This is a genomic window from Microbulbifer mixtoriginis (SeqCode), assembly GCF_052467515.1.
In genome coordinates this window covers 202,874-221,212 of sequence record NZ_CP174314.1, presented here as the reverse complement: position 1 = coordinate 221,212, position 18,339 = coordinate 202,874, and the positions used below count along the sequence as shown (strand labels likewise).

The 18,339-nt window shown below is 54.9% G+C and carries 13 protein-coding genes; 7 read left to right on the top strand and 6 right to left on the bottom strand.

Annotated features, from left to right (window positions below; genetic code table 11):
• Positions 1-125: 125 nt before the first annotated feature.
• From ACJJIT_RS00965 to ACJJIT_RS00955, 3 genes are all read right to left on the bottom strand, one after another.
• Positions 126-1,088, bottom strand: coding sequence for a branched-chain amino acid transaminase (locus tag ACJJIT_RS00965; protein WP_444899651.1), 963 nt, complete (start codon positions 1,086-1,088; stop codon positions 126-128).
• A gap of 59 nt (positions 1,089-1,147) precedes the next feature.
• Complete coding sequence (glnE, locus tag ACJJIT_RS00960) at positions 1,148-3,991, bottom strand: bifunctional [glutamate--ammonia ligase]-adenylyl-L-tyrosine phosphorylase/[glutamate--ammonia-ligase] adenylyltransferase (protein WP_444899650.1); 2,844 nt, start codon at positions 3,989-3,991, stop codon at positions 1,148-1,150.
• A gap of 99 nt (positions 3,992-4,090) precedes the next feature.
• Positions 4,091-5,866 carry a GspE/PulE family protein gene (locus tag ACJJIT_RS00955; protein ID WP_444899649.1) on the bottom strand — a complete coding sequence of 592 codons (1,776 nt, stop codon included), beginning with the start codon at positions 5,864-5,866 and terminating at the stop codon, positions 4,091-4,093.
• A gap of 144 nt (positions 5,867-6,010) precedes the next feature.
• Here ACJJIT_RS00955 and ACJJIT_RS00950 point away from each other — a divergent pair, with 144 nt between their 5' ends.
• From ACJJIT_RS00950 to ilvD, 7 genes are all read left to right on the top strand, one after another.
• Positions 6,011-6,688: a TIGR00153 family protein gene (locus ACJJIT_RS00950; protein WP_444887384.1), complete on the top strand. Its 678-nt coding sequence runs from the start codon at positions 6,011-6,013 to the stop codon at positions 6,686-6,688.
• Between the two features lie 10 nt (positions 6,689-6,698).
• Positions 6,699-7,973 (top strand): inorganic phosphate transporter, encoded by a 1,275-nt coding sequence (locus tag ACJJIT_RS00945; protein WP_444882974.1) that lies wholly within the window; start codon positions 6,699-6,701, stop codon positions 7,971-7,973.
• Positions 7,974-8,169: 196 nt separating this feature from the next.
• Positions 8,170-9,870: a thiamine pyrophosphate-binding protein gene (locus tag ACJJIT_RS00940; protein WP_444899648.1), complete on the top strand. Its 1,701-nt coding sequence runs from the start codon at positions 8,170-8,172 to the stop codon at positions 9,868-9,870.
• Between the two features lie 176 nt (positions 9,871-10,046).
• The gene (locus ACJJIT_RS00935; protein WP_444899647.1) at positions 10,047-10,925 is read left to right on the top strand and encodes a carboxylate/amino acid/amine transporter; all 879 of its coding nucleotides are present in this window, start codon (positions 10,047-10,049) and stop codon (positions 10,923-10,925) included.
• Positions 10,903-12,066: an acetylornithine deacetylase gene (gene argE, locus ACJJIT_RS00930; protein WP_444899646.1), complete on the top strand. Its 1,164-nt coding sequence runs from the start codon at positions 10,903-10,905 to the stop codon at positions 12,064-12,066. The genes ACJJIT_RS00935 and argE overlap by 23 nt, the downstream gene beginning before the upstream one ends.
• A gap of 82 nt (positions 12,067-12,148) precedes the next feature.
• Positions 12,149-13,471 carry an amino-acid N-acetyltransferase gene (gene argA, locus ACJJIT_RS00925; RefSeq protein ID WP_444899645.1) on the top strand — a complete coding sequence of 441 codons (1,323 nt, stop codon included), beginning with the start codon at positions 12,149-12,151 and terminating at the stop codon, positions 13,469-13,471.
• Between the two features lie 126 nt (positions 13,472-13,597).
• Positions 13,598-15,433, top strand: coding sequence for a dihydroxy-acid dehydratase (gene ilvD, locus ACJJIT_RS00920; protein ID WP_444899644.1), 1,836 nt, complete (start codon positions 13,598-13,600; stop codon positions 15,431-15,433).
• Positions 15,434-15,477: 44 nt separating this feature from the next.
• Here ilvD and ACJJIT_RS00915 read toward each other — a convergent pair whose 3' ends face one another.
• The 3 genes from ACJJIT_RS00915 to ACJJIT_RS00905 form a co-directional block, all read right to left on the bottom strand.
• Positions 15,478-16,128 carry an energy transducer TonB gene (locus ACJJIT_RS00915; protein ID WP_444899643.1) on the bottom strand — a complete coding sequence of 217 codons (651 nt, stop codon included), beginning with the start codon at positions 16,126-16,128 and terminating at the stop codon, positions 15,478-15,480.
• 224 nt (positions 16,129-16,352) lie between these two features.
• Positions 16,353-17,705, bottom strand: a complete 1,353-nt coding sequence (locus ACJJIT_RS00910; protein WP_252083569.1) for a tetratricopeptide repeat protein — start codon at positions 17,703-17,705, stop codon at positions 16,353-16,355.
• A gap of 12 nt (positions 17,706-17,717) precedes the next feature.
• The gene (locus tag ACJJIT_RS00905) at positions 17,718-18,335 is read right to left on the bottom strand and encodes an energy transducer TonB (RefSeq protein WP_252083570.1); all 618 of its coding nucleotides are present in this window, start codon (positions 18,333-18,335) and stop codon (positions 17,718-17,720) included.
• Between the last annotated feature and the right edge of the window lie 4 nt (positions 18,336-18,339).

Here is an 18,339-nt window from a genome sequence, read left to right as displayed (position 1 = left end):
CTTGAGCATTCTACGAGAACAACAGGCAGGGTACTACTTTCCCCTGAAGAGTGGTCAGGGAGGGCACTCTAAAGTGCCCTCCACCTGAAATTGGGAGGATCTGAACTTAGCCCAAATCTGGTGAGTTAGGCTACAGCAATATGGCTTGTGTCATGAAGGCCGGTGTCATCTACATCACTCAGCCAACCTCGGTGTGCGGTACTGCGACCATGCACTACATCAAAATAAAGTCCCTGCAAGCGACCGGTGATTGGGCCGCGGCGACCACTACCGATGGAGCGGCCATCGAGCATACTGATAGGCAGCACCTCTGCGGCAGTACCTGTAAAAAAGGCCTCATCGGCGATATAAACCTCATCGCGAGTGATACGCTTCTCCACCAGCCTGTAGCCACACTCCCTAGCCAATTCAATCACCGTATCCCGGGTAATGCCATCCAGGCAGGAGGTCAGCTCCGGGGTATAAATAATCCCATCCCTGACGATGAAAAAGTTTTCCCCACTGCCCTCGGCCACATAGCCCTCTGGATCGAGCAATAACGCCTCTTCGCAACCGTTGCGAATCGCCTCCTGCAGGGCCAGCATTGAGTTGATGTAATTACCGTTGGCCTTCGCCTTGCACATGCTGATGTTGACGTGGTGACGAGTATAAGAGGACGTATTGACCTTGATGCCACGCTCCAATGCCTCTGGGCTCATATAGCTGGGCCACTCCCAGGAGGCGACGATTACGTGGGTACTAAGGCCCTCTGCACGCAACCCCATCCCCTCAGAGCCGTAAAATACCATTGGGCGCAAATAGGCGTGCTGGAGATTATTTTCCCTGACTACAAGACGCTGAGCCTCATTCAGCTCATCCGCTTCATAGGGCATAGGGATATTCATGATCTTCGCGGAGCGAAATAAACGACGGGTATGATCCTGCAGGCGAAAGATACTGGCTCCGCGATCGGTCTCATAAGCCCGCACCCCCTCAAAAACACCCATGCCGTAGTGCAGGGTATGGGTTAGGACGTGCACGCGCGCATCGCGCCAGGGAACCAACTCACCGTCAAACCAGATAACGCCATCACGGTCGGCAAAAGACATAGGGCAACTCCCACTAATCCTGAAAAACAGTTTAATCGGGCAGCAGGACCAAGCCGGTTTTAACCGAGTAATTGCTGCCAGTTTGTTAGAACGGTCTTTCTTTCCGCTGTGAAACGGTCATCGCTCACTGTCCCTGGCAGTTGTTGTAGTGCCAGGCGATGACCTTCAGATCGGTAGGCTTTGTAGGCGTCGATCAGATGCTCGACCTGTTTGGCCGGCATCAGGCCCGCGTCATTCAGACTTTCGAGAATGCGAATGTTATCGGTGTATCGCACGATCGAGGGCGCAGTTTGCGCCCAGGCCAGAGCAGCATATTGAACCAAAAATTCAATATCGACAATACCGCCCGGGCCGTGCTTGAGGTCGAAATTTTGATCATTGCTTTTATCCAGGTGAGAGCGCATTTTATCGCGCATCCCAACCACTTCCTCGCGCAATTTCCCCTCATTTCTGGGCTCGCAAAGCAATTTCAGGCGTAGGGCCTCAAAGTCCTTGCAGAGCTGTTCGCTACCCGCAACCGGGCGGGCGCGCACCAACGCTTGATGCTCCCAGGTCCAGGCACTCTCGCGCTGGTATTTTTCAAAGGCTTTCATAGAGGTGACCAACAGGCCCGAATTGCCCGAAGGGCGCAAACGGGTATCTACCTCATACAGTGGTCCGCTCAGGGTACGGGTTTGCAGGATATGAATCAGGCGCTGCGCAAGGCGGGTATAGAAGCGCAAATTGTCGATACTGGTTGCGCCGTCGGTAGCAAGCTGGGGGTCCGCATCATGCACAAAAACAATATCCAAATCGGAGCCGTGGGATAATTCCAGCCCCCCAAGCTTACCGTAGGCGACAATGGCAAAGTGCATATCTTCGGCTGTGGCGCCGGCCGGCTGTCCATATTTATCCACCATTTGCGCCCAGGCTAGGCTAAGTGACTGCTGCAATATGCCTTCCGCAAGCCAGGTGAGAGAGTCGCTTACCTTCATCAGCGGTAATGCCCCGCTGACCTCTTGAGCGGCAATACGCAGACTCTGGCTCTGCTTGAAATAGCGCAGTGTTTCCATCTGCAGCTCCAGATCTGCTGGATCGACACGCAGCAGTTCGCGGCGAAGCTCATCGGCAATATCTTCAGCCGTGGCCGGTGCCAGCAGACGGCGAGAATCCAGTAGTTCATCCAACAGGATGGGGTGACGCGCCAGCTGCTCGGCGATTCGTGGGCTGGCACTGCACAGTTGTACCAGCTGGCTGAGTACTGGGGGGTTCTCATTGATAAGCACCAGGTAAGCGCTGCGGCGCAACACTGAGCGCACCAGGGGGAGTACTCGACCGAGCACCAACAATGGTCTTTCCTGCAAACTGGCTGCGGCCAGCAACAAGGGCATAAAGTGATCCAGGCGCTCACGCGAAGATGCTGGCAGTGCCACTACCATTGGAGAGTGATTGAGATCCCGCAGCAACTCCAGAGCCTCCGGCGCCGGACTGAAACCTGCATTCTCCAGGGTCTGCAGATTGATCTCTTCACTACTCTCATCGCCACAGCTACTCCACAATCCCTGCCACTCTTCCGCCACATGGGGCTCGGCAATCTCCTCCGGCGGTGCAATAACCGTGTCGAACTCTCGCTCCACCACATTGCGAACGGCAGCCAATTCCCTGGACAACTGATCCCAGTTGTCGCGACCTAGGGCGAATGCGAGCCGCTCGCGTTCTGCTGGGTCCTGCGGCAGCGCTTGGGTCTGCTGGTCTTTATAAGCCTGCAAGGCGTGCTCCACCCGACGCAGCAGCAGGTAGCAGTTGCCCAACTCATCGGCGACACCAGGTTCCACATGGCCGTCAGCTTCCAGCAAAGGCAGGATTGTTAACAAATTGCGCTCTCGCAACGCCGGCACACGTCCACCGCGGATCAACTGGAAAGCCTGCACGATAAACTCCAGTTCGCGAATACCTCCGCGCCCCAGCTTGATATTGTCAATCAACCCACGGGCGCGTACCTGTCGCTGAATCAGCGCTTTCATCTCGCGCAAGGCATCAATAGCACTGAAATCAATATAGCGACGGTAAGTGAATGGCCGCAACAGCTCCATCAACTCGGCGGCAACGCTTTGATCGCCGGCCACCGGACGCGCCTTGACCATGGCGTAACGCTCCCACTCGCGCCCCTGGGTCTGATAATAATCTTCCAGAGCGGCAAAATGGCTCACCAATGGACCGCTGTCACCGTAAGGGCGCAAGCGCATATCCACGCGAAACACGAAGCCCTCCGCCGTGATGGCATCCAGGGATTTAATCAGACGCTGGCCCAAGCGCTGGAAAAACTTCTGGTTTTCCACACATTGATCGCCATCGGTATGACCGGGGTCGGGATAGGCGAAGATCAGATCGATATCCGAGGAGAGATTTAGCTCGCGCGCGCCCAGCTTACCCATACCCAGCACCACCAAAGACTGCGCCCTCCCACTTTTATCCCGGGGCTCACCATAACGCTGTGCCAGCTGGCGGTGGTGCCACTGCAAAGCCGTGCTAATAGCGAGCTCTGCCAGCTCGCTGAGACGCAGACAGGCTTTGGGAATATCCCACTGACCGGCAAAATCGCGGAAAATAACCTCGGCGGTCGCTCGGTTGCGCAGCTGACGCAGGGCCAGATCTAAAGTTTCATCGCTATCAAAGCAAGGCAATTGCAGGCCCAGATCATCCTGTTGCAGTAGTTCCAAGAGGAAATCCGGTTGGCGGCAGCACTGTCGATAAAAGAACTCAGAACCGATAAAACTGCGTGCCAGTGCCAACCCAAGCGCTTTCTCTTGTAGCAACGCCTCTGCCTCAGCCGCCAATGCCGGGCCCGCCGCCTCGCGCCAGTCTTGCCACAGACTCTGCAGTTGCGGGCGCAGGGGTTCGGGGCAGATGGCGCTATCAATCATGGGAAATCGATCCTTATTTCCAAATGTGGAATTCTGCAGGGGCAGCTCTCCCGCCCCACAATTTTTAAACTCAAACTACCTTGGGAAAGTTGGGCCCAATTAAAAAGCGATATCCGGCGGCGGTGCCACACGCAATACTTCCGCCACCGTAGTCAGGCCAGCGGCCACTTTCTTGGCCCCCGACAGACGCAGACTGTTCATACCCTCGCGCATAGCCTGGCGACGCAGCTGTTGTAGGTCGCAATCGGGGGTGACAATGGTCTGCACCGCTTCGCTAAACGGTAGGATTTCATAGATCCCCTGGCGGCCCTTGTAGCCAGTGTTACGACATTCCAGGCAGCCCTCGGGGGCATACACTTTTTCGGGTAGAGGCGCTTTCCAGGGGCGAACCAGAGAATGCCAGTCTGCCTCATTGATGGTGTCTTCACGTTTGCACGAAGGACAGAGAGTCCGCACCAGGCGCTGGGCCATAACACCGAGGATGGTGGACTTAAGCAGGTAGTGAGGCAATCCCAAATCTAACAGACGAGTAACCGCCGTGGGAGCATCGTTGGTGTGTAGAGTGGAGATCACCAAATGGCCGGTGAGCGCTGCCTGTACCGCCATCTGCGCGGTTTCCAGATCGCGAATCTCCCCCACCATGATGATATCCGGGTCCTGGCGCATCAGGGTACGGATGCCCGCGGCAAAATCGAAGCCGATAGAATGGTGGACCTGAGTCTGATTAAAACTCTCCTCCACCATCTCGATAGGATCTTCCACGGTAGAGACATTCACTGCACTGGTGGCGAGCTGCTTGAGGCCGGTATATAGGGTAGTGGTCTTACCCGAGCCGGTAGGGCCCGTAACCAGCACAATGCCGTTGGGCCGCGCCAGCATCGTCTGCCAGCGGGCCAAATCAGTGCCGGAGAGCCCCAGGTCACTGTAGGAGCGCGCCAGTACCTCGGGATCGAAAATACGCATCACCAGCTTCTCGCCAAAGGCGGTAGGCAGAGTGGAGAGGCGCAGTTCCACCTCACTGCCATCGGGCCGCTTGGTTTTTATGCGGCCGTCCTGAGGTTTGCGCTTCTCCGCCACATTCATTCGTCCAAGGATTTTTAGACGACTGGTTACCGCCGCATTGACCTGATCGGGCAGTTCATGGATCGGATGAAGTACCCCATCGATACGAAAACGAATACGCCCCACCTGACGCCGCGGCTCGATGTGAATATCACTGGCGCGCTGATCGAAAGCGTGCTGTAACAACCAGTCGACGATATTAACGATATGCTGGTCATTGGCCTCCGGGTCTTTAAGGCTGCCCAACTCCAGCAGCTGCTCAAAATTATTCGCTGCAGAGGTACCCTGCAGTCCACTGGCGCCGGAAATGGAATTCGCCAGGGAGTAAAACTCCACACAGTAACGCTTGATATCTGCGGGGTCTGCCACCACCCGCCGCACCCGACGCCCACTGGTATGTTCCAGCTGCTCCTCCCAACCGTGGGTGAAAGGCTGGGCCGTGGCAACGGTTAACTCTTCTGCACCAGCCTCGACACATAAAATCTGGTGGCGCTTGGCGAACTGGAAACTCATTACCTCGGTTACCGCGCTCACATTCACTTTGAGCGGGTCAATATGATAGAGGGGGTGGTCCGCGCTCTCCGCCAGCCAGGCACTGAGTAGCTCGTCGCCCAGTAAAGTGCCTGGGCTCTTCTGGCTGGCTAGATCGCAACTGGCGATATAGCTGAGCGGATGCATCTGTGCCTGCTCCGCAGTGCGCGGAGTACCCACAATTCGGTTGGCATCGAGCCTGCTCACGTAGCCCTGGGCAACGAGGTCCTCCAGTATTCCACGCAAATCCAGTAACCTGTCCGCTGCTCTGATTTCTGTCATTGGCATGCCCCCTTATTCTCATATGACGACGCATTGTAGCCCTATCAATCGAAGCCGACAGTGCATCGTTAACGCACTAATACCGAAGTGGCTCCGATTGGGGTACCATGCCGCCGTTTCGCACCCTGAGCAATGGAGCTAACCATGGCCCTGTCGAATATTGCCAATTTGTTTGGCCGCTCACCGATCAAGCCGATCGAGAAGCATATGGCTACGGCCCACGAGGCTTCAGCCGACCTGATCCCCTTCTTCGACGCCCTCATCAAAGGCGACCTGAAAGAAGCGGAGCAGATTCAATTGCGTATCTCTGCAGCAGAGAATCGCGCCGATGACATCAAGAGAGACCTGCGTCTGCACCTGCCAGACAGCCTGTTTATGCCTGTCTCCCGCTCCGACCTGCTGGAGCTGCTGCACGCCCAAGACGAAGTGGCCAACACAGCGCAGGATATTGCCGGGCTGGCGGTCGGTAGAAAAATGCAGGTCCCTGAGAGTCTGCAGTCTCTGATGACCACTTTTGTAGAGAGCGCCGTGGCCACTTCCGCCCAGGCCCTGCGCGCGATCAATGAACTGGATGAGTTGCTGGAGAGCGGCTTTGCCGGGCGCGAGGTGACCATCGCCAAGCGTATGACCGAAGAGCTGGATGAACTGGAGCGCAAGTCGGATAAATTGGAAGTCGAAATTCGCGCCTCCCTGTTCACTATCGAAAAAGACCTACCGCCGGTGGATGTGATGTTCCTCTACCGGGTGATTGAATGGATCGGCGAACTGGCCGATCGCGCCCACAGCGTGGGTAACCGTTTGCAGTTGTTGTTGGCACGTTAGGGGGTTCAACGTGGAAATTCTTAGTCAATATGGCCATATTCTGTTGATATTGGCCTGTGTCGCGGGCTTTTTTATGGCCTGGGGTGTTGGTGCCAACGATGTCGCCAACGCCATGGGCACTTCAGTCGGCTCGCGAGCACTGACTATCAAACAGGCGATTGTTATCGCCATGATTTTCGAGTTTGCAGGCGCCTATTTAGCCGGTGGTGAGGTAACCGCCACAATCCGCAAAGGCATTATCGATTCTGATATCTTTGCCTCGCAGCCCGAGCTGCTCGTCTACGGCATGTTGTCCGCCCTGCTCGCCGCCGGCACCTGGCTACTGGTGGCCAGTATCCTCGGCTGGCCGGTATCCACCACCCACTCCATTGTCGGCGCTATTGTCGGTTTTTCCGCAGTGGGTATCTCCCCCGATGCGGTGGCCTGGGGCAAGGTGGGTAGCATTGTAGCGAGCTGGGTAGTCTCCCCTCTGCTGGCAGGTACTATTTCCTTCCTGCTGTTCCGCAGCGTGCAACGCCTGATCCTCGATACCGAGGATCCATTTGCCAACGCCAAGCGCTACATTCCTTTTTATATGTTCGCCGTGGGCTGGATGATCGCCATGGTGACCCTGACCAAGGGTCTGAAGCACGTTCTCAAAGACGCAGATATCAAGCTCAGCTTCCTGCAGGACGCCGGTATTGCCGCGATTGTGGGACTGTTGGTCGCAGGCGTTGGCGTCACCATGCTCAAGCGTATCAAGCGTGACACCTCCATCGAAGCAGAAAACCGCTTTGCCAATGTGGAGCGTGTCTTCGCGATCCTGATGATTTTCACCGCCTGTGCCATGGCCTTCGCCCATGGTTCTAACGACGTGGCCAATGCCGTTGGTCCACTGGCGGCGGTAGTCAATACCATCCAAGTGGGTGCAGTAACCGCCAAGGCAACTATGCCTTCATGGATTCTGTTACTTGGGGGCCTGGGTATTGTGGTGGGCCTCGCCACCTATGGCTTTAAAGTAATGGCGACTATTGGCCGTAAAATTACCGAGCTAACGCCCAGCCGCGGCTTTGCTGCAGAGCTCGGCGCCGCTGCTACCGTAGTTATGGCCTCCGGCACCGGCCTGCCCATCTCCACCACCCATACCCTGGTGGGCGCGGTACTGGGTGTTGGCCTGGCCCGCGGTATCGGTGCGCTGAACCTGCGTATGATTACCACCATCGCCGCTTCCTGGGTAGTTACCCTGCCCGCTGGCGCTGGTATTGCAATCCTGTTCTTCTACTTCTTTAAGGGATTGTTTGGCTAATTGCGGCTGCGCAATATCCATCAAAAAAGGGAAGCTCAGCTTCCCTTTTTTATTTCAAGCGAACCGCTCTTGTCCTGCTACCTAGCCAGAGCCCTCCTCATCACCCTCTCAAAAACTGAACTAAGCTGTCCCAGATCTACCCGAAACCGTCCCGCCCGCCGAGTAGCGATCACCGGCTGAGAATGAATATCGCCACATGACGACACGTGACACTACACATTGGACCGTTGGCACCTACCTGGCACAGCGCTTGAAGGATGTGGGTATCCGCCACTATTTTGCCCTGCCTGGCGATTACAATCTGGTGTTGCTCGACCAGCTACTGCTGGAGCCTGACCTAAAGATGATTAGTTGCTGCAATGAGCTGAATGCAGGTTATGCCGCTGACGGCTACGCTCGGGCAACCCAGGGACCCGCCGCAGCCGTGGTCACATTTTCTGTTGGCGGGCTCAGCATGATCAACGCAGTCGCAGGGGCCTATGCGGAGGATCTCCCTATGATTGCCATTTCCGGGGGCCCGAATACCAATTCGGAAGCCGAGTGGGAGTACCTGCACCACACTCTGGGCGAAGTGAACTACAGCTATCAGCGCGAGATGTACTCTTACGTTACCGCCGAGACCGTAATTATCCACCACCCCAAATTGGCACCGGCCGCTATAGATCGCGCACTGGATACCGCCATGTTGCGGCGCAAACCAGTGTATATAGAGGTCGCCGCCAATGTCGCCAATGCCCCAACCTCAGCGCCAATTCCGCGCGGCTTTGCCCGGCGCCCTACCAGCGACCCCGATTCCCTCGCCGCCGCTGTGAAACATATCGTCGATTTCTTAAATGGTGCCGAGCGCCCGGTTTTAATTGCTGGCAGCAGGGTGCGTGCAGCCAGTGCGCAAAAAGCCCTGTGCGATCTGGCCCATAGCTGTAAATATGGCCTCGCCTCTATGCCCGATGCCAAAGGCCTACTTCCCGAGACCCTTGAGAGCTTTATGGGTATCTATTGGGGCCCTGTGAGCACCCCTGGCTGCAGTGAGATTGTGGATACAGCAGATGCTCTATTATTTGCCGGTCCCCTGTTTACCGATTACACAACAACCGGCCATCAACTGTGCTTTCAGGGTGATAAAGCCATCCTGGTGCAACCTACTTCTGTTCAACTGGGGGACACCTGCTACAGCAATGTGCATATGAGGGATCTGCTAAATGCCCTTGTAGGACAACTAAGTGCAAACGATGGGGCCTTGAAGGCCTACCACAGGGTGAGCAGCCCTAAACATATCCCCAAACCCGGTAAACCTGACACACCACTCACCAGTAGACAACTGTTCGCACGAATACAGAAGCTGCTCGATCGCAAAAGTACCTTGCTGGTGGAGACTGGGGACTCCTGGTTTAACGGTATGGAGCTTTCATTGCCCGAGGGAGCACAGTTTGAGATTCAGATGCAATATGGAAGCATCGGCTGGTCTGTGGGAGCCAGCCTCGGCTACGCCCTCGGAATGAGCAAAGGGCGCCTGATCTCCTGCATTGGCGACGGCTCCTTCCAGCTCACTGCCCAGGAAATATCCACCATGATTCGCTACGGGGTTAACCCAATTATTTTCCTGATCAACAATGGTGGTTATACCATTGAGGTGGAGATCCACGATGGCCCCTATAACACGATTAAGAATTGGGATTACGCCAAGCTGATCGAGACTTTTAGTGCAGGGGAAGGCAACGCCTGGGGGTGTAGGGTCACCACCCAGGGCGAGCTGGATCAGGCAATCACCGAAGCCAAGAAGCGTAGTGGCCTGTGCCTGATCGAAGTGCTGATCGACCGCAACGACTGCAATGTAAACTTACTGCGTTGGGGCAACCAAGTTGCCCGCAATAACAGCCGGGCGCATCGTAGTATATGACAGCACTCCAAACGGTGAGGGCAATGTTTTTGTCCCCCATTTTCGATTGAGCAAGCTTCATTGAACGCTACTCATCGCAGTAAGTGGCAACCACTTCCATTTATTGTTCGCCCGCGCAATACTCACCAGCCACTAGCTATTTGCCGCATATCATCCGTTCCCGAGAAAGCATTCCCATGCCTTTATTGATCCTTGTCACCCTGCTCTGGGCCTTTTCTTTCAGCCTGATCGGAGTTTACCTCGCCGGTCAGGTCGACAGTTATTTCTCAGCGATGACTCGGGTTTTATTGGCCGCTCTGGTATTTCTGCCCCTGTTACAGTGGCGACGCTCTAGTGCTCGCGACGCCATTGTTCTAATGGCCATTGGTGCCGTACAGCTGGGGGCCATGTACCTTTTTTACTATCAGTCATTCCTGCTGCTGAGTGTGCCTGAGGTGCTGCTGTTTACCATATTTACCCCTCTATACATTGCACTGCTTTATGATCTGATTGAGCGACGCCTATCACTGTGGAATTTGGCCATCGCACTGCTGGCAGTCTGCGGGGCGGCCATTATCCGCTGGGACTCCCCCAGTGGCGATTACTGGTTAGGCTTTGCCGTGGTTCAGGGGGCCAACCTGTGTTTTGCCGTCGGCCAGGTTGCTTACAAGCAATTTATGCAGCAGGATCAATCTCTCCCGCCCAGGCAGACATTTGGCTGGTTTTTTCTAGGTGCGGCAGTCATTACGGTATGCGCATGGGCTTTTTTGGGCGAGCCCAGGTATCCACAAACCCTAACCCAATGGGGAGTATTGTTGTGGCTCGGCCTTGTGGCCTCCGGCCTCGGTTATTTCCTATGGAATAAGGGCGCCACCCTAGTCTCCGCGGCGACTCTCGCAGCTATGAACAATGCCCTGGTACCCGCCGGCCTACTGGTAAACCTGTTAATCTGGAACCGCGATGCGGATATTCCCAGACTCGCTCTGGGTGGATGCGCAATCGCACTGGCGGTTATCCTCAACGAGCGACGCAACAAAATAGGGGACAATTCCCATGGCGCCTATCGCAGTACCTGAGTTAAAGACCCAGCTTCGACAATTAATCGCCTGCCCCAGTGTCAGCGCCACCGATCCAGCGCTGGACATGGGCAACCGCCCGGTGGTGGAAAAACTCGCAGACTGGCTCGATACACTAGGGTTCACCGTGGAATTGATGCCCCTGCCAGACAGCACGAATAAAGCCAACTTGATTGCCACCCTCGGCGCACATGAGGGCGCTGAAGGCGGCCTGATCCTTTCCGGACACACCGACACGGTTCCCTTCGACGATGGGCGCTGGCATTCAGACCCGTTCATCCTGCAGGAGCGCGACAATCGCCTCTATGGCTTGGGCACCAGTGATATGAAAAGCTTTTTCCCACTGGCCATCGAAGCCGCCCGTAGCTTTATCGATAAACCTCTGCGCCAGCCCCTGACCATTCTCGCTACCGCCGATGAAGAGACCTCAATGACCGGCGCCAGAGAGCTGGTCAAAGCAGGGCGACCGCAAGGACGCTACGCGGTAATTGGCGAGCCGACTGGCTTGCGCCCGGTTCGCATGCACAAGGGTGTGATGATGGAGGCCGTCCGTATCACAGGACAATCGGGGCACTCCTCCAATCCTAGCCTCGGTGCCAACGCCCTGGAGGCTATGCACTTGGTTATTGGGGAGTTATTACGTCTGCGCGGGGAGTGGCAGGAAAAGTACAATAACCCCGGATTTGTCGTCCCCGTACCTACCCTCAACCTTGGCTGCATCCACGGTGGTGACAACCCCAACCGAATTTGCGGCCATGCGGAATTACAGTTTGACGTACGCCCACTACCCGGTATGTCACTGCTGGAATTGCGCCGTGAGTTAAATACAAGGCTGCAGGCATGTATCGACAACAGTAGAATTCATCTCGATATGGTTTCTCTGTTTCCCGGTACCGAACCCTTCGAACAGGATCCTAATTCTGAGTTGGTCAAGGTTGCGGAAAAGCTCACCGGTTACAGCGCCCAGAGTGTCGCCTTTGGCACTGAAGCCCCCTACTTGAAGAGCATGAATATTGACACTATCGTGCTTGGCGCCGGTGATATAGATCAGGCTCACCAACCGGATGAATACCTGGACCTCGATCGTATAGAGCCGATGGTAAAAATATTGCGCAACCTGATCGGACGCTTCTGCCTCTAAACCATTCAGGCCAGCCTGGCTTCAGTTAAATTTTTATCCGCCCCTTACACAAGCAAATATATCGACAGACGGAAAGGTATTAGTGACCGACGAGAACGCCTCCCTCAATTGGTTCCGCCATGCGGCGCCCTATATCAATGACCTACGCGGTCGCACTCTGGTAGTCGGCATTCCCGGCGACGGGCTCGAACACAGCAACTTTCGCAACCTGGTCCACGATCTTGCGCTGCTGGCCAGCCTTGGAGTCCGCCTGGTAGTGGTGCATGGCTGCCGTGCACAAGTCAACCGCGCCCTGCAAGAGCGCGGCATTGAGGGCCGTTTTCACGGCAACAAGCGTGTTACCGACCGGGAAAGCTTGGAAGTGATAAAAGCCGCAGTGGGCAGATTGCGCTTCGATATCGAAGCGGCCTTTTCCCAGGGGCTCCCCGACTCCCCCATGGCGCGCTCAGCGCTGAAGGTAATCTCTGGAAATCTGGTTACTGCACGCCCATGCGGCGTTCTGGATGGTGTCGACCTGGGCTGGACCGGCACAGTGAGGCGCATGGAAGTCAACACTATTGAACAGGCACTAGACCAGGGCGCACTGGTGCTACTATCCCCCCTGGGGACCTCTTTGACCGGCGAACTGTTCAATATTAATTACCTGGACCTAGCCGCAGAGGCCGCTAGAGTCCTGCGAGCCGAGAAACTGGTGCTGTTCCGCGAGCCGGCGCAATTGATGCTTGATGGTAATCCGATCAACGAGCTCAGTATTGTGCAGGCCGAGCAAGCCGCCACCCGAATACAGAGCAAAACCCTGCAGTGTGCCATTCAGGCCTGCAATTCAGGTATAGCCCGGGTCCACCTACTCAGTTACTGCCAGAATGGTTCACTGATCCAGGAGCTCTTTCGACGTGAGGGCGCCGGTACCATGATCTACCGGGATAGTTATGAAGTGGTACGCCGGGCGCGAATCACCGATGTAGGGGGGATTCTCGGTCTGATTCGCCCACTGGAGAAGCAAGGCGTTTTGGTAAGACGCTCACGGGAAAAGCTCGAAGCCGAGATAGATCATTTCACCCTGGTGGAGGTCGATGGTACACCCGTAGCCTGTGCCGCACTCTACCCTATTGGAGACGACAGCGACGATACTTCTGCCGCAGAGATTGCCTGCGTGGCAAGCCACCCAGATTTTCGTGGCGGTGGGCGCGGCGCCAAGCTGATGCGCCACCTCGAACGCCAAGCCCGAGCGGTCAATATCCGCGAGCTCTATGTGCTCACCACCCAAACCGAACACTGGTTTATCGAACAGGGGTTTGATCAGGTCGGGGTGAGTGATCTGCCAGCCTCACGTAAATCCCTGTACAACATCCAGCGCAATTCACGCATTCTGCGCAAACAGCTCGGCCAGGACGGTACGTCTTAACTCTCTCCTATCGCAATACCTATCCTAGTAAGTAGCGCAGTGGATCCGCACTGCGCGAAAACATCCCAGATATAGGCTTTTTTTGCTAAGCTGACGCTCTAATTTACACAGCCGGATGCTTGTACCATGCCCAGATATCGTTCCCGTACCTCCACCGCCGGACGCAATATGGCCGGCGCCCGAGCCCTGTGGCGTGCCACAGGTATGACCGATGCGGATTTCCACAAGCCGATTATCGCCATCGCCAATTCATTCACTCAATTTGTACCCGGGCACGTACACCTCAAAGATATGGGGCAGCTGGTGGCAAGGGAGATCGAGCGAGCCGGCGGTGTCGCCAAGGAATTCAATACCATCGCCGTAGACGATGGTATCGCCATGGGCCACGATGGCATGCTCTACAGCCTGCCCAGCCGTGAGATTATCGCCGACTCGGTGGAATACATGGTCAACGCCCACTGCGCCGATGCCCTGGTATGTATATCCAACTGTGACAAGATCACTCCGGGCATGCTGATGGCTGCCCTGCGCCTGAATATCCCGGTTATTTTTGTATCCGGCGGACCAATGGAGGCTGGCAAGACCAAACTGGCCGACCACAAGCTCGATCTGGTGGATGCCATGGTGATCGCCGCCACAGATACAGCCTCTGACGAAGAGGTTGCGGAGTACGAGCGCTCTGCCTGCCCCACCTGCGGTTCCTGCTCCGGCATGTTCACCGCCAACTCCATGAACTGTCTGACTGAGGCGTTGGGCCTCTCACTGCCAGGCAACGGCACCCTGTTGGCCACCCATGCGGACCGCAAAGAATTGTTCCTGCGCGCCGGACGAGAAATCGTCTCGCTGACCAAGCGTTACTACGAAGAAAATGACGAGAGCGCCCTGCCTCGCAATATCGCCAACCGCGCAGCCTTTATGAATGCCATGGCTCTCGATATCGCCATGGGCGGCTCGACCAACACGATATTGCATCTACTCGCCGCAGCCGAGGAGGGCGATATCGACTTCAACTTACAGGATATCGATCGACTCTCACGCGAGGTGCCGCAACTCTGCAAAGTCGCACCTAACACAGAGAAGTACCATGTGGAGGACGTCCACCGAGCCGGTGGGGTAATGGCGATTCTCGGCGAATTGGAATCTGCTGGGTTAATTGATGCCTCCCTGCCCACCGCCTACGGTGGCTCATTAGCGGATGCACTAAGGCAATGGGATATTTCTCGCACCGATCAGCAATCGGTGCATGACTTCTACCGGGCTGGTCCCGCAGGTATTCCCACACAGACCGCATTTAGCCAGGCCTGTCGCTGGCCAACTCTGGATGCCGATCGTCAGCAAGGGTGCATTCGCTCAGCTGAGCACGCTTATTCTGCTGAGGGCGGGCTGGCAGTTTTATTCGGCAACCTGGCCCCTAATGGCTGTGTAGTAAAAACCTCTGGTGTGGACGAGACACTGTGGCAATTTGAGGGCCCGGCCCATGTTGTCGAGAGCCAGGAAGAGGCGGTTGCCCATATTCTCGAAGGTAAAGTACAGAAAGGCCAGGCGGTAATTGTTCGCTATGAGGGCCCTAAAGGCGGGCCCGGTATGCAGGAAATGCTGTACCCCACCAGCTACCTAAAATCCAAGGGCCTTGGGGAACACTGTGCCCTGATTACCGATGGACGTTTTTCCGGGGGCACCTCTGGCCTCTCTATCGGCCACGTTTCTCCAGAGGCTGCATCTGGAGGGAATATCGCCCTGGTACAGGATGGCGATCCAATCCGAATCGATATACCAGCGCGCAAAATTGAGATTGCCCTCAGTGAAGAGGAACTTGAGAATCGCCGCCAGGAAATGGAGAGTCTAGGCCAGCAGGGCTGGAAACCCCAAAAAGAGCGCCCCCGCAAAGTCAGCAAGGCCCTAAAAGCCTATGCATTACTCGCCACCAGCGCTGATCGCGGTGCGGTAAGGGAAATTGATTAAGCAGATATACAGAAAATAGAAAACGGCCCAAACGGGCCGTTTTTTTATTGTGCAAGTTTATAGGTGATCCGATTGCGAACACCATACCGCTCGACGGGGTGGCCATCTTCCACTTGTGGCTGATATTTAAACCGCTCTGCCGCAGCCTGTGCCGAACGATTAAATACATTGGTTGGATTGCCGGCGCTGTCATAGCCAGCAACAACACGCACATCGCGCACCGCACCGGTTTTGCTTATCGTAAACTCCACAACTACATAACCTTCTATACCTCTGCGTATAGCCGTGCTCGGATAACGCGGTGTAGCCTTATAAACAGGCACAGGCTCTCTCGATACGATAGCTGGATTATTACCAGTTTCAGTAACCGGAGGAGTAATCGTTGGGATGGTATTTATAGTCTCCACTTCTCTAATCACCTCAGTACGCTCTAGCGGTGGCGGAATATCCTGAGGGCTCGGCGGAGCCTGATACTCTTGCTGGGTAACCACTTTCTTGTCGGTCATATCTATAGGTTGAATCGTCGGTAACGGCTTGGCCACCGGCTCCACAAAATTTGTGGAGATCAACTGACTCATTGCAAAAATCAAACCAAGAGTAATCAGAGCAGCGTAAGCCAAGCCTTTGGCATAACCAGTAAGCAAATGGGTAGGGAAAAAATCAGGGCTGGAAAATGGCGTGCAAGCTCTATCCATAACACCTCTCCTATTGTTATTAGGGCGCGTAAAAGGCATCTGAATGCCGAAATGGAAAAAGCTGATCAGCTGACTTTAATCATTAGCCAATTCACGAAAAAATGCAAATAGTTCGTAAATACAGGTTATAGCAACATTTAATATTACTGAAAGAGGAAATTGGGGCATAAAAAAAGCCGCACATCTCTGTACGGCTTTTCTGGGATTGAAAAGTAACTAAGCGGTTAAATTGCCAATTGCTTTTCCCTCTCCTGCTCACCCTTCACAAATTCCATCCACTGCTTGGCAAACTTCTCAGAGCGCTCATCTTTCGAGGCTTCTCTAAGACTTTTTATTGCCGCGTCATAGCGCTTCAGGTTGGCATTAGCCATACCTAACACAATATGTAGAGTGTCGACACGCTTGATCTTGCCCTTTGCCAGAGCTTTTTTGCCCATGGAAACGGCCTTCTCATTCTGGTCCAGGTCCAGGTAGATCCCGGCCAGGCGCGAGTAGATTTCACCCTTATCAGACAATTGAGCTGCAGCTTCCAGCTGGGGAATCGCTTTTTGCAGCTCCTGAGCCATCTGATACGCCTGAGCAAGCGTTTCCAGGTTCTTGGCTGTACGAGGGATCTTCTTCTCTTGGATACCTTTGGCAATCACCTTGGCACCTTTATAAGGCATTTCGTGCCCCATAAAGAGATAACCCATATTCAACAGGTCCCGATCCTTCTCCAGCGCACCTGCCAGATAAGCGGCTTCCATCATATGCAGCTGATCTTTATCGCGCTTCAGCTCGCCATACATAGCCGCCAGTGTTTTGTAGTACACAGGCTTGGGATAGTGCTGTACCAGCTTCTCAAGAACACCAGCTACTTTTTTGTAGTCGTTGCGCTCGAAGTACACGTACTGCTGAAGACCGTACCAACCTTCCTTGGGCACCTTGCCTTCTTTCTCATACATGGATACCGCAATATTGATATCCGCCAGCGCTTTGCTCTGATTACCAACCTGGTTATAGGCCTGGGCACGCAATGCATAAGAGTCGGCAGTTATACGATCAGAGACCTTGAACCATTTATTCAGGTAATTAATCGCCTGCTTGTAATCCTCGGTAACAAAGTAGAGCTGCGCGAGGGTAAACAAGGTTCCCACTTCAAGTGCAACCGGGAGGTTTTTTTCGCCCTGGTTCAGCACTTTCTTAAAGTAGGGGATGGCCTCTTTGTAGCGCTCGGTACTGTAGTAAACCACACCGAAGAAATTGTACATCTGAGCTATCTCATAGCCATTGTACCGTTTCTTACTCGCATCCATCTCTTGAAGTGCAACTAAAGCGCCCGCCCAATCTTCTGCATCAGCAGCTTCCTGGGCTTTCTCCAACTTTTTATACGCGGCTTCGCGCATAGCCGGTACTTTGCGGCTCTTCTGGTTGCTGGGCTTTTTTTGCTCCTGGGCCTGGGCAGAGGCGAAAGGTGCGGAAACACCCGCTGCTTCGAGCACGGTAACACTGAGTGCTGGTGCCAAGACCAGGGGCAATGCTACTGAGGTGCGCAGCGCGAGCTTGGACAAACTTTTGCTAATGCTTGTCAACTTCATAGTGCTTCCTCCTTAGTCCTTAGCCATATTAAAGCTGATCTTAGTCCGCACATTCGGGACTTCGGTCGGCTTGCCATCAACTACCCGCGGCTTGTATTTATACTTCAGCGCGGACTTGAGTGCGGCCCTGTTAAAAACAGAGGTGGGCTTGCCATCCAGGGTAAAGGCTTCGATCACAATAGGATCGCGCACAGAACCATTGGTGGTCACCGTATACTCTACGATTACATAGCCTTCCATACCCCGCTGAAGTGCACGGCGTGGATACTGGGGCTGAACCTTAACGATGGGCAGGTAGTCACCCTCACCAAAGCTAAAACCAGACAGCTTGACACCGCCAGACGCCTTGGGCGCAGAGATACTGATACCGCCATCGATGTCCGGCTCCTCAAACTCCGGCTCAGGCATTTCCGGCGGCGGAGTTTCAGGATCCTCCGGTTTCACCGGCTTGGTCGTGTCGTATTGTGTTTCGATCTTCTGCTCAGGCATCACCACATCGGCAACTTTGAACTGCTCCTTTTCCTCTGGAGCACCCATATTTGCCTGAATCAGCTGATGCATGGTGAAGATGAGGCCAAAGGTTGTGGCTACTGCCAGCGTACCTGCCCCAAGAAGTCTTACCGGATTCATAGCT